At 60.9% G+C, this 22,136-nt stretch carries 24 protein-coding genes and 1 riboswitch; of the genes, 19 read left to right on the forward strand and 5 right to left on the reverse strand.

The window, feature by feature from the left end; translation table 11 throughout:
* Positions 1 to 97 precede the first annotated feature (97 nt).
* Positions 98 to 931, forward strand: a complete 834-nt coding sequence (gene mazG / locus ACKZ62_RS07640) for a nucleoside triphosphate pyrophosphohydrolase (protein WP_447096495.1) — start codon at positions 98 to 100, stop codon at positions 929 to 931.
* Positions 932 to 956: 25 nt separating this feature from the next.
* On the forward strand, positions 957 to 1,502 hold the full coding sequence (locus tag ACKZ62_RS07645; RefSeq protein ID WP_014719402.1) for a DUF2058 domain-containing protein: 546 nt from the start codon (positions 957 to 959) through the stop codon (positions 1,500 to 1,502).
* 121 nt (positions 1,503 to 1,623) lie between these two features.
* Here the strand turns inward: ACKZ62_RS07645 and ACKZ62_RS07650 are convergent, their stop codons facing one another.
* From ACKZ62_RS07650 to purM, 4 genes are all read right to left on the reverse strand, one after another.
* A complete protein-coding gene (locus ACKZ62_RS07650; protein ID WP_032887774.1) occupies positions 1,624 to 1,812 on the reverse strand; it encodes a hypothetical protein in 189 nt (62 codons plus the stop codon).
* Positions 1,813 to 2,120: 308 nt separating this feature from the next.
* Positions 2,121 to 2,834, reverse strand: coding sequence for a DUF3108 domain-containing protein (locus ACKZ62_RS07655; RefSeq protein ID WP_032887775.1), 714 nt, complete (start codon positions 2,832 to 2,834; stop codon positions 2,121 to 2,123).
* Between the two features lie 8 nt (positions 2,835 to 2,842).
* On the reverse strand, positions 2,843 to 3,493 hold the full coding sequence (purN, locus tag ACKZ62_RS07660) for a phosphoribosylglycinamide formyltransferase (protein ID WP_032887777.1): 651 nt from the start codon (positions 3,491 to 3,493) through the stop codon (positions 2,843 to 2,845).
* Positions 3,493 to 4,551, reverse strand: a complete 1,059-nt coding sequence (gene purM, locus ACKZ62_RS07665) for a phosphoribosylformylglycinamidine cyclo-ligase (RefSeq protein ID WP_014719398.1) — start codon at positions 4,549 to 4,551, stop codon at positions 3,493 to 3,495. Before purM ends, purN begins: the two co-directional genes overlap by 1 nt.
* Positions 4,552 to 4,894: 343 nt before the next feature.
* Between purM and ACKZ62_RS07670 the strand changes: the two genes are divergently transcribed.
* The 5 genes from ACKZ62_RS07670 (at position 4,895) to ACKZ62_RS07690 (ending at position 9,476) form a co-directional block, all read left to right on the forward strand.
* Entirely contained in the window at positions 4,895 to 5,935 is a 1,041-nt protein-coding gene (locus ACKZ62_RS07670; protein ID WP_447096496.1) for a DUF2066 domain-containing protein, read from the forward strand.
* 35 nt (positions 5,936 to 5,970) lie between these two features.
* Entirely contained in the window at positions 5,971 to 7,044 is a 1,074-nt protein-coding gene (locus ACKZ62_RS07675) for an AI-2E family transporter (protein ID WP_032887781.1), read from the forward strand.
* Between the two features lie 203 nt (positions 7,045 to 7,247).
* Positions 7,248 to 7,952, forward strand: a complete 705-nt coding sequence (gene hda, locus ACKZ62_RS07680; RefSeq protein WP_032887783.1) for a DnaA regulatory inactivator Hda — start codon at positions 7,248 to 7,250, stop codon at positions 7,950 to 7,952.
* A gap of 213 nt (positions 7,953 to 8,165) precedes the next feature.
* Positions 8,166 to 8,795, forward strand: coding sequence for a C40 family peptidase (locus ACKZ62_RS07685; RefSeq protein ID WP_032887785.1), 630 nt, complete (start codon positions 8,166 to 8,168; stop codon positions 8,793 to 8,795).
* A gap of 144 nt (positions 8,796 to 8,939) precedes the next feature.
* Complete coding sequence (locus ACKZ62_RS07690; protein ID WP_099602998.1) at positions 8,940 to 9,476, forward strand: C40 family peptidase; 537 nt, start codon at positions 8,940 to 8,942, stop codon at positions 9,474 to 9,476.
* A 134-nt stretch (positions 9,477 to 9,610) separates the two neighbouring features.
* On the opposite strand, the gene ACKZ62_RS07695 is transcribed toward ACKZ62_RS07690, so the two are convergent.
* Positions 9,611 to 10,924 carry a PQQ-dependent sugar dehydrogenase gene (locus tag ACKZ62_RS07695; RefSeq protein ID WP_286818117.1) on the reverse strand — a complete coding sequence of 438 codons (1,314 nt, stop codon included), beginning with the start codon at positions 10,922 to 10,924 and terminating at the stop codon, positions 9,611 to 9,613.
* Between the two features lie 99 nt (positions 10,925 to 11,023).
* Positions 11,024 to 11,276, forward strand: a riboswitch (cobalamin riboswitch).
* A 79-nt stretch (positions 11,277 to 11,355) separates the two neighbouring features.
* Between ACKZ62_RS07695 and cobO the strand changes: the two genes are divergently transcribed.
* The 12 genes from cobO (at position 11,356) to ACKZ62_RS07755 (ending at position 21,997) form a co-directional block, all read left to right on the forward strand.
* Positions 11,356 to 11,967: a cob(I)yrinic acid a,c-diamide adenosyltransferase gene (gene cobO / locus ACKZ62_RS07700; RefSeq protein ID WP_027603802.1), complete on the forward strand. Its 612-nt coding sequence runs from the start codon at positions 11,356 to 11,358 to the stop codon at positions 11,965 to 11,967.
* Positions 11,964 to 13,271, forward strand: coding sequence for a cobyrinic acid a,c-diamide synthase CobB (locus ACKZ62_RS07705; RefSeq protein WP_032887791.1), 1,308 nt, complete (start codon positions 11,964 to 11,966; stop codon positions 13,269 to 13,271). The genes cobO and ACKZ62_RS07705 overlap by 4 nt, the downstream gene beginning before the upstream one ends.
* Positions 13,268 to 13,918, forward strand: coding sequence for a 5,6-dimethylbenzimidazole synthase (gene bluB / locus ACKZ62_RS07710; RefSeq protein WP_286818119.1), 651 nt, complete (start codon positions 13,268 to 13,270; stop codon positions 13,916 to 13,918). Before ACKZ62_RS07705 ends, bluB begins: the two co-directional genes overlap by 4 nt.
* On the forward strand, positions 13,915 to 14,823 hold the full coding sequence (cbiB, locus tag ACKZ62_RS07715; RefSeq protein ID WP_447096497.1) for an adenosylcobinamide-phosphate synthase CbiB: 909 nt from the start codon (positions 13,915 to 13,917) through the stop codon (positions 14,821 to 14,823). The genes bluB and cbiB overlap by 4 nt, the downstream gene beginning before the upstream one ends.
* Positions 14,816 to 15,805, forward strand: a complete 990-nt coding sequence (gene cobD, locus ACKZ62_RS07720) for a threonine-phosphate decarboxylase CobD (RefSeq protein WP_122757003.1) — start codon at positions 14,816 to 14,818, stop codon at positions 15,803 to 15,805. The genes cbiB and cobD overlap by 8 nt, the downstream gene beginning before the upstream one ends.
* Positions 15,802 to 17,253 (forward strand): cobyric acid synthase, encoded by a 1,452-nt coding sequence (locus ACKZ62_RS07725; protein WP_447096498.1) that lies wholly within the window; start codon positions 15,802 to 15,804, stop codon positions 17,251 to 17,253. Before cobD ends, ACKZ62_RS07725 begins: the two co-directional genes overlap by 4 nt.
* Positions 17,254 to 17,410: 157 nt before the next feature.
* Entirely contained in the window at positions 17,411 to 17,932 is a 522-nt protein-coding gene (gene cobU, locus ACKZ62_RS07730) for a bifunctional adenosylcobinamide kinase/adenosylcobinamide-phosphate guanylyltransferase (protein ID WP_122757001.1), read from the forward strand.
* The gene (gene cobT, locus ACKZ62_RS07735) at positions 17,929 to 18,984 is read left to right on the forward strand and encodes a nicotinate-nucleotide--dimethylbenzimidazole phosphoribosyltransferase (RefSeq protein WP_447096499.1); all 1,056 of its coding nucleotides are present in this window, start codon (positions 17,929 to 17,931) and stop codon (positions 18,982 to 18,984) included. The genes cobU and cobT overlap by 4 nt, the downstream gene beginning before the upstream one ends.
* Positions 18,981 to 19,556: an alpha-ribazole phosphatase family protein gene (cobC, locus tag ACKZ62_RS07740; protein ID WP_447096500.1), complete on the forward strand. Its 576-nt coding sequence runs from the start codon at positions 18,981 to 18,983 to the stop codon at positions 19,554 to 19,556. The genes cobT and cobC overlap by 4 nt, the downstream gene beginning before the upstream one ends.
* Positions 19,557 to 19,558: 2 nt before the next feature.
* Complete coding sequence (locus tag ACKZ62_RS07745; protein WP_447096501.1) at positions 19,559 to 20,287, forward strand: adenosylcobinamide-GDP ribazoletransferase; 729 nt, start codon at positions 19,559 to 19,561, stop codon at positions 20,285 to 20,287.
* 42 nt (positions 20,288 to 20,329) lie between these two features.
* Positions 20,330 to 20,734 carry a MarR family winged helix-turn-helix transcriptional regulator gene (locus tag ACKZ62_RS07750; protein WP_032887810.1) on the forward strand — a complete coding sequence of 135 codons (405 nt, stop codon included), beginning with the start codon at positions 20,330 to 20,332 and terminating at the stop codon, positions 20,732 to 20,734.
* 63 nt (positions 20,735 to 20,797) lie between these two features.
* On the forward strand, positions 20,798 to 21,997 hold the full coding sequence (locus ACKZ62_RS07755; RefSeq protein WP_163033221.1) for an MFS transporter: 1,200 nt from the start codon (positions 20,798 to 20,800) through the stop codon (positions 21,995 to 21,997).
* Positions 21,998 to 22,136 lie beyond the last annotated feature (139 nt).

A 22,136-nucleotide genomic window follows, 5' to 3' on the forward strand; every position in this document is an offset into this window, starting at 1 on the left:
GCTTGCTCCCGATAGCAGGCTGTCAGTTGATACATCTGGTGGCTGACGCACCGCTATCGGGAGCAAGCCCCCTCCCACACTGATCGGACACGGAAAGATGTATTCTCTTGAAGACCTGCTGCACCTGATGAACCGCCTGCGGGACCCGCAATATGGTTGCCCGTGGGACCTCAAGCAAACCTACGCGACCATCGTCCCGCACACCCTCGAAGAAGCCTATGAAGTGGCCGACGCCATTGAGCGCGGCGACTTCGATCACCTGCAAGGCGAGTTGGGCGACCTGTTGTTCCAAGTGGTGTATTACAGCCAGTTGGCGCGGGAAGAGGGGCGTTTCGAATTTGCCGGCGTGATCGACAGCATCACGCGCAAGCTGATCCGGCGTCATCCCCATGTGTTCCCCACCGGTGATCTGTATGCGGCACTGGATATCCCACAGTTGAGTGAAGAGCAGGTCAAGGAGCGCTGGGAGCAGGTCAAAGCCGAGGAGCGTGCGGAAAAATCCGACGCACCTGAGCAGCTTTCCCTGCTGGATGATGTGCCCACGGCGCTGCCGTCCTTATCCCGTGCCGCCAAATTGCAAAAGCGCGCCAGCCAGGTCGGTTTCGACTGGCCGTCTGCCTTGCCGGTGGTGGACAACGTGCGCGAAGAGCTGGATGAAGTGCTCGAAGCCATGGCCGATAATGACTCGGTGGCCATTGCCGATGAAGTCGGTGACCTGCTGTTTGCGGCGGTCAACTTGGCCCGTCACCTCAAGGTTGACCCGGAAACCGCACTGCGTGGCGCCAATGCCAAGTTCGAACGACGTTTCCGATTTATCGAACAGGCATTGCGCGACACCCGTCGTCCCATAGAAGATTGCACCCTCGAAGAGTTGGACGCCCTATGGGGCGAAGCCAAACGTCAGGAAAAGAATGTGTCCAGCTGCGGTTGAGCAGTTGCCTAAGTGAGTAAGCACCATGAGCCTTTCCCTTCGCGACCAGTTGCTCAAAGCAGGTCTGGTCAACCAAAAGCAGGCCAAGCAGGTCGGCAAAGAGAAACAGAAGCAGCAGCGCCTGGTCCACAAAGGCCAAGCCGAGGTCGATGACACCCAGGCACGCCTGGCTGCCGAGGCACACGCCGAAAAGGTCAAACGTGACCAGGAGCTGAATCGCCAGCAGCAGGAAAAAGCCGAGGCCAAGGCCCGCACGGCTCAGGTCAAGCAATTGATCGAAACCTCGCGCCTGCCCAAGCTGACCACCGAGGATTACTACAACTTCGTGGATGACAAGAAGGTCAAGCGCCTGTCGGTCAACACGCTGATGCGTAACAAGCTGAGCAACGGCTCCCTGGCGATCGTGCACCACGGCGGCGGCTACGAAGTGATCCCGCGTGAAGCGGCGCTGAAGATTCAGGAGCGCGCACCAGAGCGCATTGTGCAACTCAACATCCTCACAGAAAGCCAGGTGCCGGATGAGGACGATCCGTACGCGGCTTACCAGATCCCGGATGATCTGATGTGGTAAAGCGTTCAAGCACCTGAGTGGTAAGCAGTACTTCTCAAAACAACAAACCCCGCTCAAAAGGCGGGGTTTGTGTTTTCAGGCGTCGGGCTGCGTGGGCCTTGTGCCGAAATCCTGCGAATATTCAGGAGCTTTGTGCCTGGCGTTTCATCTCAAGCGACTCAAGCTCGTTTTTATAATTGTGAGCGTCGCTCTCGTTGTGAAACATGCCGACCAGCAGGTCTTGTTGGTGTACATCCCAGATGTGAATCCCATGGCCCAGTGCTTCGTGGGACATATGTGCATCGTCGCGTTCAGTTACTTTTACAGTCATCTGCTTGCTCCAATTTCTGGTGGGTATGCGGCAAGTCGTCGCAGGTCTTTTTATACGATTTGTTAGCTTGCTAAGTAAACCGCTTTGGCGGTTTATGACAGAAGTTTCATGTTGGGCGGCAGCCTGATAGGGCTGTGTTGGTCATGCCGGCGCCATCGGGAGCAAGCCACCTCCCACAGGGAAAAGTGTTCGCAGTTCAAATGTGGGAGGGGGCTTGCTCCCGATGATGGCAGACACTTCAACCCAAAACCGCCAGACGAAAAAAAGCCCCGCATTCAGCGAGGCTCTTGTTCAGCTCATCCGCGCAATCAGTTGCCTTTGACAGCCTTGCCGTCAACGGTACCGTCTTGCAGCATGATGTTGTATTCCTTGCCGTCGGTCTCAACCTGACGCAGGGCGACCAGGATGCCGCCCTGGTCCTTGGCAAACCACATCTGGGTGATGCGCTTGCTTTGGGTCGGGTCACGCACGCGCTCGACCTTGATCGCGTCGATGGAGCCTACCTTGGTCTGGACCTTTTCCGGGCCGATCACGCGGAAGTCGTAGGTGTCGACGTCGGTCCCTTCAACCACGTTGTAGCTCATGCTTTTCTTGCCGGCTGCCACATCGCGTTGCAATGCGAGCTGGTAGGTCGACTTGTCGAGCATGTTGCTTTGCAGGGCCACGTTCACCGGGTCTTTGTTTTCAAAACCGGTGACTTTCTTGGCGGTCTGGTCGAAGTCCAGGTTGATTTTCTTTGCCTTGCCCAGGCCGCCACGTTCGAAGCTGTAGCTCACGGGTTGCAGGGTGTCCTTGTCGAAGCGGATCACGCTGGTTTCGGTCAGGCTGGCGATCATCATGGATGCCTTGAAATTCAAGGTCCACGAGCCGTTGTCGTTCTTGGTCAGGCTGCGCTCAGCCGAACCACTCATGGGCAACTGTTTCCAGTCGGCGGTGTAGCTGGCGGAGAAGGGGTGAAGGTCGGCTGCCTGCACGGCAGGCAAGGCGAACAGCGCAACAGCGAAAAGCAAGGCGCGACGCATAAAATCTCCTAGGTTCGAATCAAGTGGCCGCTGGCCGCAAGTAACTGACCGTCCAATAATGCACCCTGGTCACCAAGAATCAACCGCCCCTCGGCAAACCAGCGCACAGCCAGCGGGTAAATCCTGTGTTCCTGGGTATGAACCCGTTGCGCAAGTGTCTGCGCCGAGTCGTCAGACTCTACCGGAACCACTGCCTGTACGACCAGAGGCCCGCCATCGAGTTCCTCGGTGACAAAGTGCACGCTGCAGCCATGCTCACTGTCACCGGCTTCAAGGGCGCGCTGATGGGTGTGCATGCCTTTGTATTTGGGCAGCAGGGAAGGGTGGATATTCAGCAGGCGCCCGTCGTAGTGCCGCACGAAATCGCCGCTGAGGATTCGCATGAATCCGGCCAGTACCACGAGTTTGGGGTTGAAGGCATCGATGAGTTCGATCAAGGCGCTGTCGAAGGCCTCGCGGCCCTCGAAAGCCTTGTGATCCAGCGAGCGGGTTTCGATACCCGCGTCCCTGGCACGTTGCAGGCCGTAGGCGTCGCTGCGGTTGGAGATCACCGCAGCGATGCGCACCGGGCTGTCGCCGGTGCGCGTGCTGTCGATCAGGGCCTGCAAGTTACTGCCGGTGCCGGAGAGCAGCACCACAACATCACAGGTCTGAGACATCAATGAGCCTTGAGGTTCTTCAGTTCAACCTGGGCCGCGCCTTCGGCAGCGGTGGCGATCTGGCCGATGACCCAAGGCTGCTCGCCGGCTTCACGCAGGACGTTCAGCGCAGTTTCAACGTGCTCTTGCGCTACGCAGATCACCATGCCCACGCCGCAGTTCAGCACGCGGTGCATTTCGGTTTCATTGACGTTGCCTTTCTCTTGCAGCCAGTCAAATACCGCAGGACGCTGCCAGCTGGCCACGTCGACGATCGCCTGAGCGCCTTTTGGCAGGACGCGCGGGATGTTGTCCAGCAGGCCGCCGCCGGTGATGTGGGCCATGGCTTTGACCGCGCCAGTGTCCTTGATCAGCTTGAGCAGTGGCTTGACGTAGATGCGGGTCGGGGCCATCAGCAGGTCGGTCAGTGGCTTGCCGTCGAGTTGGATGTTCTCGATGTCGGCACCGGACACTTCGATGATCTTGCGGATCAGCGAGTAACCGTTGGAGTGCGGGCCAGAGGATGGCAGGGCGAGCAGGGCGTCACCGGCAGCCACTTTGGAACCGTCGATGATTTCGGCTTTCTCTACAACACCCACGCAGAAACCGGCCAGGTCGTAGTCTTCGCCTTCGTACATGCCTGGCATTTCAGCGGTTTCGCCGCCTACCAGGGAGCAACCCGACAGTTCGCAACCCGCGCCAATGCCGGTTACCACTTGGGTAGCGGTCTCGACGTTGAGCTTGCCGGTGGCGTAGTAGTCAAGGAAGAACAATGGCTCGGCGCCGCATACCACCAGATCGTTGACGCACATGGCCACCAGGTCGATGCCGATGCTGTCGTGCTTGTTCAGGTTCAGTGCCAGGCGCAGCTTGGTGCCCACACCGTCGGTGCCGGAAACCAGAACAGGCTGCTTGTAGCCGGCCGGGATTTCGCAGAGGGCGCCAAAACCGCCCAGGCCGCCCATGACTTCGGGGCGCGCAGTGCGCTTGGCGACGCTCTTGATGCGTTCGACCAATGCTTCACCGGCGTCGATGTCTACACCGGCGTCCTTGTAGCTCAGGGAGGGTTGCTTGCTCATGATCCAGGCCTTTAGGGGGGATTCAGGGGTAACGACCGAGCGGGCAGGGGCTTTTGGTAAAAGGCCCAGCCGATGACGGTCTGCGAAGGCGCGCGATTTTATCAGGCTTGAGGGGCAGCGGCCATCCTCGGGCCGACGGGCAGGGCCATATAGGTTAAAAAAATGCTAATCGCGTCAGCCGTGGCACGTATTAAGGTATAGCCTTGAACCCGCTATCGTTATGACAGCATGAAAACTTACCAGGACCCTGTGAATGTTTTACCGGTTGCCGTGGTCACAGCCTTGGCAAACCGAGTTCACGCGGTCTGTTCCAGCCGCTAAATTTGTCGTTCGGGAATCTTCCATGCGTCTGTGTAAATTCTTCTTTATGGGCTGCTTGTCGTTGGTCAGCCTGGCGAGTCATGCCGAAACCCTCAATGGCCTTTATCAAGTATTTGAACCCGTCAGCAGCCAATCGCCCCAAGAGCGCGACCAGGCCACCCAGCGCGCGGTGCAGACCCTGGTAATCCGCCTGACCGGCGACGCCAAAGCCGCCGACGGCCCAGGCCTGGCGGCGATTCGCAAGGATCCGCAGCAAATCATCACGCAATACGGTTACGACGCCGGCCCACCCGAGAGTCTGCAAGTGGATTTCGACCCGGTCAGCACCGACCGCGCTCTGCGTGATGCGGGCCTGTCGATCTGGGGCAGCAATCGGCCGTCGATCCTCGGCTGGTGGTTGAACGATTCCACTGAAGGCAGCAGCCTGGTGGGGGATGGACAGACCGTCGCCCAGTCGCTGCGTCATGCAGCCCAGCACCGTGGCTTGCCGTTGCGTCTGCCGCTGGGCGATCTGGATGAGCAGGTCGTCGCCACGGCGCCGAACCTGGAGAGTGCCGACGCCACACCGTTGCGCGCCGCATCCGAGCGCTACGGCGCCGATGCGTTGCTCGCCGTGCACGCGCGTCAGGAAGGTAACCAATGGCAGGCCAAATGGCGCCTGTGGCTGGGCGACAAGAGCGAACAGGGCACAGCCCAAGGCGCCGACACCGGCGCGGTGGCCGATGCAGTGATGCTGGCGGTCAGCCAGAAATTGGCGCCGCGTTTTGCGGTCAAGCCTGGCGTGAGCGCCGAACAACTGCTGGAAGTGCAGGGGATGACCCTGGAGCGCTACGCGGCACTGGGTCATCTGCTGGAGCCGTTTGGTGGTCAGCCGCAGTGGGTTGACGGCAATCGCATTGTGTATCGGGTTAACGGTAGCGCCGATCAGTTGCGCACCCAGTTGAGCCTGGCCAAGCTGCAGGAGATCCCTGCGGGCGAGGCGCCGGCTACGCAGCCAGTCGCTGAGGGCGCGCAACCGGCCGCTGCGCCTGAGCCTCAGGCGCAACTGCGTTTTCGTTGGTAACAGTTCTTCCTTATATAGAAGCAATGGAGTGGTTTATGGCGGATACGCGTCGTTGGGTGTGGCTTGGCGGGATCGTCCTGCTGTGCGTTTTTGTGTTCTTGCTGCATTCGATCCTGACGCCGTTCCTGGTTGCGTTGCTGCTGGCCTATCTGTTCGATCCGGTGGTGGATCGTTTGGAGAAAGCCGGGCTGTCGCGGACCTTGGGCGTAGTGGCGGTGTTTGCGCTGTTCACCTTGATCATCACCGCGCTGGTGCTGGTGTTGGTGCCGATGCTGGCCAAGCAACTGTTTCGTCTCTATGAGTTGGCGCCGCAGATGCTCGACTGGTTGCAGCACACGGCAATGCCGTGGGCCCAGGCCAAGTTGGGGTTGTCGGACGGCTTCTGGAAGTTCGATAAGGTCAAGGCGGCGATCAGTGAGCATATGGGGCAAACCACCGATATCGTCGGTGTGATCCTCAGTCAGGCGACTGCGTCGAGCCTGGCGTTGATCGGCTGGCTGACCAATCTCGTGCTGATCCCGGTGGTGGCGTTCTATCTGCTGCGCGACTGGGACATCATGATGGCCAAGATCCGCAGCTTGCTGCCGCGTGATCGTGAGGAGCGCATCGTCTCCCTGGCCGGTGAGTGCCATGAAGTCCTTGGCGCATTCGTGCGTGGCCAGTTGCTGGTGATGCTGGCCCTGGGCGTTATCTACGCCGCCGGCCTGATGGCCATCGGCCTGGAGCTGGGCCTGTTGATCGGCCTGATCGCTGGCCTGGCGGCTATCGTTCCTTATATGGGCTTTGTGATCGGCATCGGCGCGGCGCTCGTGGCTGGCCTGTTCCAGTTTGGTGGTGATCTGTATCCGATGCTCGGGATTGTCGCGGTGTTCATGGTCGGCCAGGCCCTTGAGGGCATGGTGCTGACGCCGTTGTTGGTGGGTGACCGGATCGGTCTGCACCCGGTGGCGGTAATCTTTGCGATCCTGGCGGGGGGCGAGCTGTTTGGCTTTACCGGCATCTTGTTGGCATTGCCGGTGGCGGCGGTGATCATGGTGCTGGTGCGCCATATGCACGATTTGTACAAGGATTCGGATGTGTACACGGGCGTCGAAGACCCCGACCTGTAACCGCTGCTTCATAAACCCGGCTTCGGCCGGGTTTGTTGTTTATGGGGGGATGGCGTCAAACAATCCGCGTAAAACCGGCAAGTTAACGCAAACCTTTGATTTTGCTTGTGGTCTGCTGCATTGTGCGCCCCGCGTCACGGGTATAAACTTTGCAAACTTTACACAGAGGCCACTAGCGGTTCGATGGGAGCCGTTCAGTCAGCATGAAACCGATTCAGCTGCCCTTAGGTGTGCGTCTGCGTGATGACGCCACCTTTATCAATTACTACCCAGGCGCCAATGCCGCTGCACTCGGCTATGTCGAGCGGCTCTGCGAAGCCGACGCCGGGTGGACTGAAAGCCTGATCTATCTGTGGGGCAAGCACGGCGTGGGGCGTACTCACCTGTTGCAGGCCGCCTGCTTGCGCTTCGAGCAAATGGGCGAGCCGGCGGTGTACCTGCCTTTGGCTGAATTGATGGACCGCGGTATCGGGATCTTCGACAACCTTGAGCAATACGAGCTGGTGTGCCTGGATGACCTACAGGCGATTGCTGGCAAGGCCGATTGGGAAGAGGCGCTGTTTCATCTGTTCAACCGCCTGCGAGACAGCGGACGGCGCTTGTTGATTGCTGCCTCCACATCGCCCCGCGAGTTGCCCGTCAAACTGGCCGACCTCAAGTCGCGCCTTACCCTGGCGCTGATCTTCCAGATGCGCCCGCTCTCCGACGAAGACAAATTGCGCGCCCTGCAACTGCGTGCCTCTCGCCGCGGCCTGCACCTCACCGACGAAGTCGGACACTTTATCCTCACCCGTGGCACTCGCAGCATGAGTGCGTTGTTCGATTTGCTCGAACAGCTCGATCAAGCCTCTTTGCAGGCCCAGCGTAAACTGACCATTCCCTTTCTCAAAGAAACCCTCGGCTGGTAGCAACCCCTTTGTTTGCAGGGGTTTTGGCAAATTCCAGGCGTCAGAAAACCCGCGTTTGGGCCGGTTTGGCCACGCGAAAGGCGCTTATAGGGTGTTAAGGGCTTAGATGTCATAGTCCAAACAGGAAGTCACATAGATCACGATTGAATTTGCAAATCGATGTGATAGAGGGCATAGTCTCGGCTTCTTTACACATCAGCCACGGTCGTGCCCATGCTAAATCGCTTCGCACCCCTCGTGCCCCTCGCACTCGTTACCCTGTTGTTTGGTTGCGCCTCCCACCCTCAGCAGGTGGTTGAGCAGCAAAAGCCTCAACAACATTCCCAGGCAAAATTTGTTGCAGCGCAGTCTTCCACTGTCTATGAGGAAGAAGTTGCAACAGAGAAAGAACTGGCCGATTTCTCCGGCAGCAAGCCTTATCAGCTTCCAGTTCTGGCCGACAGCATTCTCGAACGCGGCATGTCCCTGATCGGTACCCGTTACCGTTTTGGCGGTACTTCCGAAGCCGGTTTCGACTGCAGCGGTTTCATCGGCTATCTGTTTCGTGAAGAAGCTGGCATGAACTTGCCACGCTCCACTCGCGAAATGATCAACGTGAACGCACCGTTGGTCGCGCGCAACAACCTCAAGCCCGGTGATCTGCTTTTCTTCAGCACTGCAGGTCGTGGTCGTGTCAGTCACGCCGGTATTTACCTGGGTGATAACCAGTTTATCCACTCCAGCAGCCGTCGCAGTGGCGGTGTCCGAGTCGACAACCTGGGCGACAGTTACTGGAGCAAAACCTTCATCGAAGCCAAGCGCGCACTCGCCATGGCCCCGACGACCGTTACCGCTAGCAAGTAAACTTAAAGTGATACTTGAAGTTTGACGTGTAAGCGCTAGAATCCCTGGACATTGTTGTAATCCGTTCGCGCGAGCCTTGCTTGCGCGTTCTGGTTTTCAGCGTTCGGCAGCGAAAGCCGCATCCAGACCAGGATTGTTCTGCACATGTCGACGTCAGCCCGCCTAGTTCTTCTCGTTTGCGCCGCGCTGCTCAGCGCCTGCGCCAGCCGTCCGCCGCCTGCTCCTGTCGCGGTCAAGCCCAAGCCAGTATTCAACTACGCCACTCAGAACTTCTCGCCTGCTGCCGAAGACGTGCTCTTCCGTGCGCTGGGCCTCGTCGGCACTCCTTATCGCTGGGGCGGCAACACGCCGGACTCGGGCTTTGATTGCAGTGGCCTGATCGGCTTTGTGTTCCGTGACGCCGCCGGCATTTCCCTGCCACGCACTACCCGTGAGCTGATCGTGATGCGCGCTCAGGACGTGAGTGAGCAGAACCTGCAAACCGGTGACCTGCTGTTCTTCGCCACCGGCGGTGGTTCGCAGGTCAGCCATGCTGGGATCTATGTGGGCGAGGGCCGCTTTGTCCATGCGCCGCAAACCGGCGGTACGGTGAAGCTCGATACCCTGTCCAAGGCGTATTGGCAGAATGCTTATCTGAGCGCCAAGCGGGTATTGCCAGCAAACCTGGCACGTAATCCCTGAACCCAATACCTAACTAAATGTGGGAGGGGGCTTGCCCCCGATAGCGAAGTATCAGTCACAGTATCTGTGCCTGACCCACTGCTATCGGGAGCAGGCCCCCTCCCACATTGGTTTTGTGATGCTTCTGGGGGCGTTTATTTGGCCGCCGACACCCGCCATACCTTGTTCCCCACGTCATCCGCCACCAGCAAGTCCCCTTGCTGATCAATCACCACGCCCACTGGGCGGCCCATGGCTTTCTCATCTTTATCAAGGAAGCCGGTCAGCACGTCCACCGGCTGACCTTTAGGCTGGCCTGCGTCGAATGGCACGAAAATCACCTTGTAGCCGCTGTGCGGCTTGCGATTCCACGAGCCATGCTGGCCGATGAATGCGCCGTTGCGGAACGGCGCCGGGAGTTTGCTGCCCTCGGCGAACGTCAGGCCCAAAGAAGCGGTGTGCGGCCCTACGGCGTAGTCCGGCGCAATGGCCTTGGCGACCAGGTCCGGGTTCTGCGGCGTGACGCGCACATCCACATGCTGACCGTAATAGCTGAACGGCCAGCCATAGAAACCGCCGTCCTTGACCGAGGTGATGTAGTCCGGCACCAGGTCGCTGCCGATCTCGTCGCGCTCGTTCACCGCCGTCCACAGCTTGCCGCTCTGCGGTTCCCAAGCCATGCCATTGGGGTTGCGCAGGCCGGAGGCGAAAATACGGTGCTGGCCGCTGGCGCGGTCGACTTCCCAGATCGCGGCACGCCCCTGTTCCGCCTCCAGGCCGTTTTCACCGACGTTGCTGTTTGAGCCGACGCTCACGTACAGCTTGCTGCCGTCCTTGCTGGCCACCACGTTTTTCGTCCAGTGGTGGTTCAGCGGGCCGCCTGGCAAGTCGACCACCTTGGAGCCTTGGGCCTTGATGGCAGTTTCGCCTGGCTGATAGGGGAAACGCAGCAGCTTGTCCGAGTCGGCCACATACAGGTCGTTTCCGACCAGGGTCATACCGAACGGCGAATTGAGGTTTTCCAGGAACACCGTACGTGTTTCGGCGACGCCGTCGTGGTCGGCATCGCGCAATAGAGTGATACGGTTCGGGCTCGGCACCCCGGCGCCGGCACGTCCCATGACCTTCTCCATGACCCAGCCGCGTATGCCCTTGGCGTCATCCGGTTTGGGCGGTGCGTTGGTTTCCGCCACCAGCACATCGCCATTAGGCAACACATACAGCCAGCGCGGGTGGTCGAGACCCTCGGCGAACGCGGCCACTTGGGTGCCGGGGGCTGCCGTTGGCTTCGCGCCATCTGGCCAGCCGATGGCCGGAGCGATGTTGACGGTAGGGATCAGCGTTTTGTTCGGTTCCGGCAGTCGGGGCGAGGGGCCGGTGCCGTCGGAAACCTTCAGGGTTGAGCTTTCTCCGCACGCCGCGAGGGTGCCGGCAAGCATGATTAACAGGGCGAGTCTGGTTTTATGCATGGTGTTCTCCTTGATACCTGTAAGGGTAGAGGAGGGCGGTGGTGCGATGGTTCAAGTACTCGACTAGCTTTCATTGACGCTCCACCCCCAACCCACTAACCTTCGCCGCTTGTTCCAGGTGCTCTGTGACCCGTGGGTCGACAGAGTGAAACAGGGAAGCCGGTGAGTGAGCGCGCTTGTACACAGCGCCGCCGCAATTCCGGCGCTGCCCCCGCAACGGTAAATGAGTCAAGACGCTGCTTTTGCCACTGTATCGCGTGCGATATGGGAAGGCGCAGCGTTGGCCTGCTTGCTCTCTACAAGAGCTGCGCCACTCATGAGCCCGGAGACCGGCCTGGATCATCCAACAGCATCACGGTGGGCGATGCTTGGCTGTCTGTTTTTTCTTTTTCCTGCCCGCCGTTTTTGTCCAGCCCCAACGGAGAGCTGCCATGACCGATACCCCCGACCGCGACGAACGCCACCTGGCGCGCATGCTGCGCAAAAAAGCCGTGATCGACGAGCGCATTGCCAACTCCCCTAACGAATGCGGCTTGCTGCTGGTACTCACCGGCAACGGCAAAGGCAAGAGCAGCTCGGCGTTTGGGATGCTCGCTCGCGCTATGGGCCATGGGATGCAATGCGGTGTGGTGCAGTTCATCAAGGGGCGTAACAGCACTGGCGAAGAGTTGTTTTTCCGCCGCTTCCCCGAGCAAGTGCGTTTCCACGTCATGGGCGAAGGCTTTACCTGGGAAACCCAGGACCGCCAGCGCGATATCGCCGCCGCCGAGGCAGCCTGGGCGGTATCTCGCGAACTGCTGCAAGACCCAACCATCGGCCTGGTGGTGCTGGACGAGCTGAACATAGCCCTCAAGCACGGTTACCTCGACCTGGACCAAGTGCTCAGCGACCTGCAAGCCCGCCCGCCGATGCAACACGTGGTGGTCACTGGCCGTGGCGCTAAGCCGGAGCTGATCGAGATGGGCGACACCGTCACCGAAATGGGCATGCTCAAACACGCATTCCAGGCCGGTATCAAGGCACAGAAGGGCGTCGAACTTTGAATCAGCCCCGTCATTGCCCGGCCGTATTGATCGCCGCACCGGCGTCCGGCCAAGGCAAAACTACCGTCACCGCCGCCCTGGCCCGTTTGCACCGCAATCTGGGACGTAGGGTGCGCGTGTTCAAATGCGGTCCGGACTTTCTGGACCCGATGATCCACGAACGCGCCAGCGGTGCGCCGGTGTATCAATTGGATATGTGGATGGTGGGCGAGCAGGAAAGTCGCCGCCTGCTGTGGGAAGCGGCGGGGGAGGCCGACCTGATCCTGATCGAAGGCGTGATGGGTCTGTTCGACGGCACGCCCTCCAGTGCCGACCTGGCGCGGCACTTCGGCGTGCCGGTGCTGGGCGTGATTGATGGCACCGCCATGGCCCAAACCTTTGGTGCTCTGGCGCTGGGCCTTGCGCGCTACCAGCCGGATCTACCGTTCGCGGGCGTGTTGGCCAACCGCGTCGGCACGTTGCGTCATGCGCAATTGCTCGAAGGTAGCCTCACTGAAGGCCTGCGCTGGTACGGCGCGCTGTCCCGCGAGACGGGAATCGAGCTGCCGAGCCGTCATCTGGGCCTGGTTCAAGCCAGCGAACTGAATGACCTCGATGCACGCCTGGACGCCGCCGCCCAAGCCTTGGGCAGCAGCTGCGAAGTCGCTTTACCGCCGCCCGTGACCTTCGCCGCGCCTGAAGTGATCGAAGCTGAGCCGTTGTTGGCCGGTGTCCGCATTGCCGTGGCCCGCGACGAAGCCTTCGCCTTCACCTACGGCGCCAGTCTTGACCTGTTGCGGGCGATGGGTGCTGAGCTGACATTTTTCTCCCCGATCCACGATCGCGAATTACCTGACGCCGACAGTCTGTATCTGCCTGGCGGCTACCCGGAACTGCACCACCAGGCGTTGTCGGAAAATACCCCGATGCTCGACGCCATCCGTGCTCACCATGCGGCGGGTAAGCCGTTGCTCGCTGAGTGTGGCGGCATGCTCTACCTGCTGAACTCCCTCACCGACGTCGACGGCAACCGCGCCGAATTGCTCGGCCTGTTGCAGGGTGATGCAGTGATGCAAAAGAAACTGGCGGCCCTGGCGCTGCAAAGCGTCGAATTGCCGGAAGGCGTACTGCGCGGCCATACCTATCACCACTCCCTGACCAGCACAGAATGGCAACCGATTGCCCGTGGTCTGAGCCCCAATGGTGGGCGCGGGGCCGAAGCGGTCTACCGACAGGGGCGGATGACGGCCTCTTACGTGCACTTCTACTTTCCGTCGAATCCGGCTGCTGTGGCCGCATTGTTTTTACCCACGATAGCGCCATGACTGACAACGCCTTCCCCCAGGCCGACCGCGATGCCGTCTACCGCGCCATCGCCGAACGCCGCGACATGCGCCACTTCAGCGGTGGCACTGTCCCCCCTGAATTGCTCCACCGCCTGCTTCAGGCCGCGCATCAGGCGCCGAGTGTCGGCCTCATGCAGCCCTGGCGTTTTATCCGCATCAGCGACCGCCACCTGCGCGGGCAGATCCAGCAACTGGTGGAAGAAGAGCGCGTGCGCACAGCCGAGGCCCTTGGCGAACGTACCGATGAGTTCATGAGGCTTAAGGTCGAAGGCATCAATGACTGTGCCGAAGTACTGGTGGCGGCATTGATGGATGATCGCGAGCGCCATATTTTCGGCCGGCGCACCTTGCCGGAGATGGACATGGCCTCGCTGTCCTGCGCGATCCAGAATCTGTGGCTGGCCGCTCGCGTGGAAGGCCTTGGCATGGGCTGGGTCTCGTTGTTTGAGCCCCAGGCCCTGGCCGATTTGCTGGGCCTGCCGCCCGGCGCAAAACCTCTGGCTGTGTTGTGCCTGGGGCCGGTCGCCGAGTTCTATCCGGCACCGATGTTGCAGCTCGAAGGCTGGACCGAACCGCGTCCGCTGAGTGACATGTTGTATGAGAATACGTGGGGAGTAAGTCAATGAGTGTGGCCTTGCTGTGTGTCGCTGCAGTGGCGTTGGATGCGCTACTGGGCGAGCCCAGGCGCTGGCATCCGCTGGTGGCGTTCGGCAATTTTGCCGGGCGCATCGAGCAACGTTTCAACAGTGGCGGCCGTGGCTGGCGCAGTCACGGCGTGACGGCGTGGTTTATCGCCGTGGTGCCGCTGACGCTGCTGGCCACCGCGTTGTCGTGGGCGCCTTATATCGGCTGGGTGTTGGAGATTCTGGCGTTGTACTGCGCCCTCGGTATGCGCAGCCTCGGCGAGCATGTGATGCCGGTGGCCCAGGCGTTGCGCAGCGATGACCTGGATGAGGCCCGCACGCGGGTGAGTTACCTGGTGAGCCGCCAGACCAGTGAGCTGGATCGCACCGAAGTCGCCCGCGCTGCCACCGAATCGGTATTGGAAAACGGCAGCGATGCGATATTCGCCGCGCTGTTCTGGTTCGTGGTCGCTGGCGTACCGGGCGTGGTGCTCTACCGATTGAGCAACACCCTTGATGCCATGTGGGGCTATCGCAACGAACGCTTCGAGCGCTTCGGCTGGGCCGCAGCGAAAATCGACGACGTGCTCAACTACATTCCGGCACGCCTGGTGGCCTTGACCTACGCCGTGCTCGGCAAAACCCGCCTGGCCCTCAAATGCTGGCGCACCCAGGGCCCGACCTGGGACAGCCCCAACGCCGGGCCGGTGATGGCTGCCGGCGCAGGCGCCTTGGGTGTTGAATTGGGTGGTGCTGCGATTTATCACGGCGAAGTGCACCAGCGTCCGCCATTGGGCGATGGCCCGGCGGCGGATGCCGACTCCATCGACCGAGGCTGGCAAATGGTGCAGCGCGGCGTATGGTTGTGGCTGCTGATCCTATGTGTGGGGGCGCAATTCTATGCTTGAACACGGTGGCCGACTGCGTAAAGCATCCATTCAATACGGGATTGCCGAGGCCGACTGGCTTGACCTGTCCAGCGGTCTCGCGCCTTGGCCCTGGCCGATCCCGCCGATCCCCCTGCGTGCCTGGGCACGATTGCCAGAGACCGACGACGGCCTGGAACAGGCTGCCAGCGAGTACTACGGGGCCGCGCATTTATTGCCGGTGCCCGGTTCCCAGGCGGCGATCCAGTTGCTGCCGCGCCTGCGCCGATCCGGCAAAGTCGGCGTGCTGTCGCCTTGCTATGCCGAGCATGCCGAAGCCTGGCGCCGCGCCGGGTATGTGGTGCGCGAGGTGCAGGAACAGGAAGTCGACTTCTTCCTCGATAGCCTCGACGTTTTGGTGGTGGTCAATCCCAACAATCCTACAGGCCAGAGCCTGACTCCCCAGCGCCTGCTGGACTGGCACACACGGCTGGCCCAGCGCGGCGGCTGGCTGGTGGTGGACGAAGCGTTTATGGACGTGACGCCGGAGTTGAGTTTGGCAGGCCAGGCTCATCAGGTCGGTCTGATTGTGTTGCGCTCGTTCGGCAAGTTCTTCGGCCTGGCCGGCGTGCGTCTGGGGTTTGTGCTGGCCGAACGCAAGTTGCTCAAGTTGCTCGCTGAACAGGTCGGGCCTTGGGCCGTCAGCGGACCGACACGCGTGTTGGGGCAAGTGTGCCTGCGCGACACTGCCGGGCATACCCGTCAGCGGGCGCGTTGCGTCGAGGCTGGCGAGCGATTGTTCACGCTGCTTGAGCGCCACGGATTTCAGCCTCAGGGCGGCTGCGCGTTGTTCCAATGGCTGATCACCCCGCACGCCGAACGCATGCACGAATTCATGGCCCAGCGCGGCATCCTCCTGCGCCTGTTCGTCCACGACAGCAGCCTGCGCTTCGGCCTGCCCGACACCGGGGCCGATTGGTTGCGCCTCGACACCGCACTGGCCGCCTATAAGGATGCTTCATGAGTACGCTGATGGTGCAAGGCACCACGTCCGACGCCGGCAAAAGTACGCTGGTGACCGCGCTGTGCCGCTGGCTGGTGCGCCAGGGCGTCGCAGTGGTGCCGTTCAAGCCGCAGAACATGGCGCTCAACAGTGCCGTGACGGCCGAAGGCGGCGAGATCGGCCGCGCCCAGGCGGTGCAGGCCCAGGCAGCTAATCTGGCGCCCCACACTGACATGAACCCGGTGCTGCTCAAACCCAACAGCGACACCGGTTCCCAAGTGATCATCCACGGCCGCGCCGTGACCACCATGAACGCCGTGGCCTATCACGACTACAAAGCCATCGCCATGCAGGCAGTGCTGGCCTCCCACGCACGGTTGAGCGAAGCCTATCCGGTGGTGATGGTGGAAGGCGCAGGCTCCCCGGCGGAGATCAACCTGCGCGCCAATGACATTGCCAACATGGGCTTCGCCGAAGCCGTTGACTGCCCAGTGTTGCTGATCGCCGACATCAATCGCGGCGGTGTGTTTGCCCATCTGGTCGGCACCTTGGAATTGCTTTCGCCCACCGAACAAGAGCGGGTCAAGGGCTTCGTCATCAACCGTTTTCGCGGCGATATCGCGCTGTTGCAACCCGGTTTGGATTGGCTGCAAGCACGCACTGGCAAACCGGTGGTGGGGGTTTTGCCCTACGTGATGGATTTGCACTTGGAGGCTGAAGACGGCATCGACCAGCGTCAGATCGACAAGGCGGCGCAGGTGCTCAAGGTGGTGGTGCCGGTATTGCCGCGCATCAGCAATCACACGGATTTTGACCCACTGCGCCTGCATCCTCAGGTGGATTTGCAGTTTGTCGGTCCGGGCCAGTCGATTCCTGCCGCCGACCTGATCATCCTGCCGGGCTCGAAAAGCGTGCGCAGTGATTTGGCGTATCTGCGTGCCAATGGCTGGGATATCGCCGTAGCGCGGCATTTGCGGTATGGCGGCAAGGTGCTGGGGATTTGCGGCGGGTTGCAGATGCTGGGCGAGCAGGTGCATGACCCATTGGGGCTGGAAGGAGCGGCGGGTTCCAGTGACGGGTTGGGGTTGTTGGCGTTCAGCACGACTTTGGAAGAAGAGAAGCAACTGCGCAATGTGCGGGGGCGGTTGTTGCTGGAGGATGCTGAGGTCAGCGGGTACGAGATTCATGCGGGTGTGACGTGTGGCGCTGCTCTGTCGAACGCCGCCGTGCTGCTGGAGGACGGTCGCAGTGACGGCGCGCAAAGTGCTGACGGGCAGATTCTCGGCACGTATCTGCATGGCTTGTTCGAGACCCCGGCGGCCTGCAGTGCGTTGCTGCGTTGGGCCGGGTTGCAGGATGTGCAGGAGGTGGACTACCACGCCCTGCGCGAGCGCGATATCGAACGCCTGGCCGATCTGGTGGAGAACCATTTGGACACCGATTTGTTGCGCAAACTGTGTGGGATTTAATGGTGTACACACGGTTCAAAGGTGGGAGGGGGCTTTCGGTGTACATATCCATTCCTGCGTTCGGCCAGCGTGGTTTACGGGGCGACTTCAGATCAAAAGCAGGATCAAAAACGACTCGCTTCGCATCGTGGATGGGTGGGTGGGTAGGGGGTGTCTCATGCTTCAACTGATTTTAGGCGGCGCTCGTTCCGGTAAAAGCCGCCTGGCCGAAAAGCTCGCCAGCGACAGCGCTTTGCCCGTCATCTATATCGCCACCAGTCAGCCGCTTGACGGTGAGATGAATGCCCGCGTTGCTTTGCATCGCGAGCGTCGCCCTGATCATTGGGGTTTGATCGAAGAGCCTGTCGAGCTGGCGCGTGTGCTACGCGAAAACGCCGGACCCGGTCGCTGCTTGCTGGTGGATTGCCTGACCCTGTGGCTGACCAATCTGCTGATGCTCGAAGACGCAGAGCGCTTGGCGTTTGAGCGCGATCAATTGCTGGAAACCCTGGCCACGCTGCCGGGGGAAATCATTTTTGTCAGCAACGAGACCGGAATGGGTGTCGTGCCGCTGGGCGAATTGACTCGCCGCTATGTGGATGAAGCCGGTTGGCTGCATCAAGCTTTGGCCGAGCGGTGTCAGCGTGTTGTCCTGACGGTTGCCGGCCTGCCCCTGACTTTGAAAGGTATTGCGTTATGACTGACACCTGGTGGCTCAACCCTTGTAAGGCGATTGACGCCTCGGCGTACGAAAAGGCCCTGGCGCGCCAGCAGCAATTGACCAAGCCGGCCGGTTCCCTCGGTCAGTTGGAAGCGCTGGCCGTGCAATTGGCTGGCTTGCAGGGCCAGGTCAAACCGTCGGTTGATCACGTGTGGATTGCGATTTTTGCCGGGGATCACGGCGTGGTTGCCGAAGGTGTGTCGGCGTATCCCCAGGAAGTGACCGGGCAGATGCTGCATAACTTTGTCACCGGTGGTGCGGCCATCAGCGTACTGGCGCGGCAATTGGATGGGCAATTGGAGGTGGTCGACCTCGGTACGGTGAACCCGTCGCTGAGCCTGCCGGGCGTGCGTCACCTGAACATCGGTGCGGGCACCGCCAACTTCGTCAAGGGCCCGGCAATGACCGTGGCTCAGGGGCAATTGGCATTGCAAGCGGGTCGCGATAGCGTGCTGCGTGCCCGTGAAAGCGGTGCGCAGTTGTTTATCGGCGGCGAAATGGGCATCGGCAACACCACCGCTGCCAGTGCGTTGGCGTGCGCGTTGCTCGATTGCCGCGTCAGCGATCTGACCGGCCCGGGTACAGGGTTGAACGCTGAAGGGGTGAGCCACAAGGTTGCCGTGATCGAACGCGCATTGGCGTTGCATGGAGGGCAGCGTGGTGACGCACTGCACACCCTGTTCAACCTGGGCGGCTTTGAGATTGCTGCGTTGGTGGGAGCTTATCTGGCGTGCGCCCAAGAAGGCGTGGTGGTGCTGGTGGATGGGTTTATCTGCACGGTCGCCGCACTGGTGGCCACGCGTCTGAATCCGGACTGCCGCGATTGGCTGTTGTTCGGCCATCGGGGCGCTGAACCGGGTCATCGTCATGTGCTGCAAAGCCTTGATGCACAACCGTTGCTCGAACTCGGCTTGCGCCTGGGCGAAGGCAGCGGCGCCGCGTTGGCGGTACCGTTGTTGCGCCTGGCGTGTGCGCTGCACGGGCAGATGGCGACCTTTGCTGAAGCGGCCGTGGCAGACCGTCCGGCATGATTTTGCACCTGGACCTGCTGCGCCACGGCGAAACCGAGCTGGGCGGCGGCCTGCGTGGCAGCCTGGATGACGCCTTGACCGCCAAAGGCTGGGAGCAGATGCGCGCCGCCGTCGTAGCGCAGGGGCCTTGGGATCGGCTAATCAGCTCGCCGCTGCAACGCTGCGCGCGCTTCGCTGATGAGTTGGCGGCGCGGCTGAAGGTGCCGGTGAGCTTGGAAAAGGACCTGCAAGAGCTGCACTTCGGCGCTTGGGAAGGACAGAGCGCGGCGGCGTTGATGGAAACCGACGCCGAAGGCTTGGGCCTGTTCTGGGCCGATCCCTATAGCTTCACGCCACCTGAGGGTGAGCCGGTCAGGGAATTTTCCGAACGTGTTTTGAGCGCCGTCTCACGCTTGCATCAGGCCTATGCTGGTGAGCGCGTGCTGTTAGTCAGTCATGGCGGGGTGATGCGTTTGCTATTGGCCCAGGCCCGAGGCTTGCCCCGCGAGCAGTTGCTGAATGTCGAAGTCGGCCATGGTGGGCTGTTCAGCTTGCAGGTCGCTGCCGATGGCGTGTTGAAGGAAGGAATCTGACGATGCTGCCGTTCTGGATTGCCCTGCAATTTCTCAGCAGCCTGCCGATTCGCTTGCCGGGCATGCCGCAGCCGCAGGAGTTGGGGCGCTCGTTGCTGTTTTATCCGGTAGTCGGGCTGCTGTTCGGGTTGCTGTTGTGGGGGCTGAATACGGCGTTGATGGGGGCGCCATTGTTGCTGCATGCCGCGCTGCTGCTGACGGCCTGGGTGCTGCTCAGTGGCGGGTTGCACTTGGATGGCCTGGCGGACAGCGCGGACGCCTGGCTCGGTGGTTTTGGCGACCGTGAGCGCACCCTGACCATCATGAAAGACCCCCGCAGTGGACCGATTGCGGTAGTCACCCTGGGCTTGGTGTTGCTGCTCAAGTTCACTGCACTGGTGGCCTTGATTGAGCAACACAACGGCGCTGCGCTTATTTTGGCACCGCTGATCGGGCGGGCCTCGATGCTGGCATTGTTTCTGACCACTCGTTATGTGCGTGCAGGCGGATTGGGTCAGGCATTGTCGGATCATTTACCTCGGCTGGTCGGCCAACAGGTGCTGATCCTCAGTGGTCTGGCCTGCATTCTCATCGGGGGTGTCAGTGGTGGGGTCGCGGTGCTGCTCGCGGCGATCTGCTTCATTGGTCTGCGCCAGTTGATGGTCAATCGCCTCGGCGGCACCACCGGCGACACCGCTGGGGCCTTGTTGGAGCTGCTGGAAGTCGCTGTATTGGTCGGTCTGGCGCTGTAACACTTTCTTGCATTTCAATAATCGCGGGTATATACACGTTCCATGCTTGCCTCCCAATGTTTATGCACCAACCTGCGACGCGCCGCCCGTGGCGTCAGCAGGCATTACGACGGCGCCCTCGACGGCTTCGGGATCAACGTTGCCCAGTATTCTTTGCTGTGTAACCTGCAGCGCCTTGATCAGCCGAGCATTTCCAGCCTGGCGGACGCCATGGGGCTGGACCGCAGCACCTTGGGGCGCAATCTCCGGGTGTTGGAGTGCGAAGGATTGGTCCAGTTGGTCGAGGGCAATGACCTGCGAAATCGCCTGGTGCTGCTGACCGAGGCGGGTGCAGAACGGCTGGCTGCGGCCTTGCCAGCCTGGGAAGCAGCGCAACAGAAATTGATCGATCAACTCGGCGCGGATAAACGCGAAACCTTGTTGGCCTTGCTGGATGAGCTCGCCTGAAGGCGAGCTTGTTCGAACATAAGCGGGTATATACCCGCGAGCGGAGAATAAGAAATGACCTCGATGTGGCGCACCAGTGGTTGGATCCTAGTGGGGAGTGCGCTGATCCTGGCGTTGTCATTGGGGGTGCGGCACGGTTTCGGCCTGTTCCTTGCGCCAATGAGCAGTGAATTCGGCTGGGGTCGAGGCACGTTCGCCTTGGCGATTGCGCTGCAGAATCTGATCTGGGGCCTGGCGCAGCCATTTGCGGGGGCGGTGGCCGACCGATTCGGCGCGACCAAAGTGGTATTTGTAGGTGGAGTGCTGTACGCCGTGGGCCTCGTGTTGATGGGCCTGTCCGATTCCGCGTGGTCGCTTTCGCTGAGTGCCGGTCTGCTGATTGGTATCGGCCTCTCTGGAACCTCGTTTTCGGTGATTCTTGGGGTCGTCGGCCGTGCCGTGGCGCCGGAAAAACGCAGCATGGCCATGGGTATTGCCAGCGCCGCAGGTTCATTCGGCCAGTTCGCTATGGTGCCCGGCACCTTAGGCTTGATCAGTTGGCTGGGCTGGTCCGCAGCACTGCTTGCGTTGGGCCTGATGGTGGCGTTGATCTTGCCGCTGGTCAGCATGCTCAAGGATCAGCCGCTGCCGGTACTGGCCGGGCAGCAGACCTTGCGCGAGGCATTGCACGAAGCCTGCGGACACTCCGGATTCTGGCTGCTGGCCTTTGGTTTTTTCGTCTGTGGTTTCCAGGTGGTGTTTATCGGTGTGCACCTGCCGGCCTATCTGGTGGATCAGCACTTGCCGGCCACCACAGGCACCACCGTGCTGGCATTGATTGGCCTGTTCAATATCGTCGGTACCTACACCGCCGGTTGGCTGGGTGGGCGTATGTCCAAGCCGCGTCTGCTGACCGGGTTGTACCTGTTGCGAGCGGTGGTGATTGTGCTGTTCCTGTGGGCGCCGGTGACCCAACTCAGCGCCTACCTGTTCGGCATGGCGATGGGCTTGCTGTGGTTGTCCACGGTGCCGCTGACCAACGGCACAGTAGCCACCTTGTTTGGCGTGCGAAATCTTTCGATGCTCGGTGGGATTGTGTTCTTGTTCCATCAGATTGGTTCGTTCCTCGGCGGTTGGTTGGGCGGGGTGGTCTATGATCGAACCGGCAACTACGATTTGATCTGGCAAGGTGCCATTGTGTTGAGCCTGCTCGCAGCCGCCCTCAATTGGCCGGTACGCGAGCGGCCGGTGGCGCGTCTACAGGCGCAAATGGAGGCGGCATGAGCCTGAAAGCACAGGGTTTATTGATTATTGCGGGGCTCATCCTGCTGGTGCTGGCATGGTGGGGCTGGCAGCGCGGCGGGCTGGCATTGATGCAACTGGGTATGTCGATCTGTTAAGTTCGATCCCTGAACTCTTGAAA

Source organism: Pseudomonas sivasensis (assembly GCF_052938085.1).

Bases quoted from the DNA above. Each gene is read 5' to 3' on its own strand.
- mazG (WP_447096495.1), top strand. From the start codon at position 98: ATGTATTCTCTTGAAGACCTGCTGCACCTGATGAACCGCCTGCGGGAC.
- ACKZ62_RS07645 (WP_014719402.1), top strand. From the start codon at position 957: ATGAGCCTTTCCCTTCGCGACCAGTTGCTCAAAGCAGGTCTGGTCAAC.
- ACKZ62_RS07650 (WP_032887774.1), bottom strand. From the start codon at position 1,812: ATGACTGTAAAAGTAACTGAACGCGACGATGCACATATGTCCCACGAA.
- ACKZ62_RS07655 (WP_032887775.1), bottom strand. From the start codon at position 2,834: ATGCGTCGCGCCTTGCTTTTCGCTGTTGCGCTGTTCGCCTTGCCTGCC.
- purN (WP_032887777.1), bottom strand. From the start codon at position 3,493: ATGTCTCAGACCTGTGATGTTGTGGTGCTGCTCTCCGGCACCGGCAGT.
- purM (WP_014719398.1), bottom strand. From the start codon at position 4,551: ATGAGCAAGCAACCCTCCCTGAGCTACAAGGACGCCGGTGTAGACATC.
- ACKZ62_RS07670 (WP_447096496.1), top strand. From the start codon at position 4,895: ATGCGTCTGTGTAAATTCTTCTTTATGGGCTGCTTGTCGTTGGTCAGC.
- ACKZ62_RS07675 (WP_032887781.1), top strand. From the start codon at position 5,971: ATGGCGGATACGCGTCGTTGGGTGTGGCTTGGCGGGATCGTCCTGCTG.
- hda (WP_032887783.1), top strand. From the start codon at position 7,248: ATGAAACCGATTCAGCTGCCCTTAGGTGTGCGTCTGCGTGATGACGCC.
- ACKZ62_RS07685 (WP_032887785.1), top strand. From the start codon at position 8,166: ATGCTAAATCGCTTCGCACCCCTCGTGCCCCTCGCACTCGTTACCCTG.
- ACKZ62_RS07690 (WP_099602998.1), top strand. From the start codon at position 8,940: ATGTCGACGTCAGCCCGCCTAGTTCTTCTCGTTTGCGCCGCGCTGCTC.
- ACKZ62_RS07695 (WP_286818117.1), bottom strand. From the start codon at position 10,924: ATGCATAAAACCAGACTCGCCCTGTTAATCATGCTTGCCGGCACCCTC.
- cobO (WP_027603802.1), top strand. From the start codon at position 11,356: ATGACCGATACCCCCGACCGCGACGAACGCCACCTGGCGCGCATGCTG.
- bluB (WP_286818119.1), top strand. From the start codon at position 13,268: ATGACTGACAACGCCTTCCCCCAGGCCGACCGCGATGCCGTCTACCGC.
- cbiB (WP_447096497.1), top strand. From the start codon at position 13,915: ATGAGTGTGGCCTTGCTGTGTGTCGCTGCAGTGGCGTTGGATGCGCTA.
- cobD (WP_122757003.1), top strand. From the start codon at position 14,816: ATGCTTGAACACGGTGGCCGACTGCGTAAAGCATCCATTCAATACGGG.
- ACKZ62_RS07725 (WP_447096498.1), top strand. From the start codon at position 15,802: ATGAGTACGCTGATGGTGCAAGGCACCACGTCCGACGCCGGCAAAAGT.
- cobU (WP_122757001.1), top strand. From the start codon at position 17,411: ATGCTTCAACTGATTTTAGGCGGCGCTCGTTCCGGTAAAAGCCGCCTG.
- cobT (WP_447096499.1), top strand. From the start codon at position 17,929: ATGACTGACACCTGGTGGCTCAACCCTTGTAAGGCGATTGACGCCTCG.
- cobC (WP_447096500.1), top strand. From the start codon at position 18,981: ATGATTTTGCACCTGGACCTGCTGCGCCACGGCGAAACCGAGCTGGGC.
- ACKZ62_RS07745 (WP_447096501.1), top strand. From the start codon at position 19,559: ATGCTGCCGTTCTGGATTGCCCTGCAATTTCTCAGCAGCCTGCCGATT.
- ACKZ62_RS07750 (WP_032887810.1), top strand. From the start codon at position 20,330: ATGCTTGCCTCCCAATGTTTATGCACCAACCTGCGACGCGCCGCCCGT.
- ACKZ62_RS07755 (WP_163033221.1), top strand. From the start codon at position 20,798: ATGTGGCGCACCAGTGGTTGGATCCTAGTGGGGAGTGCGCTGATCCTG.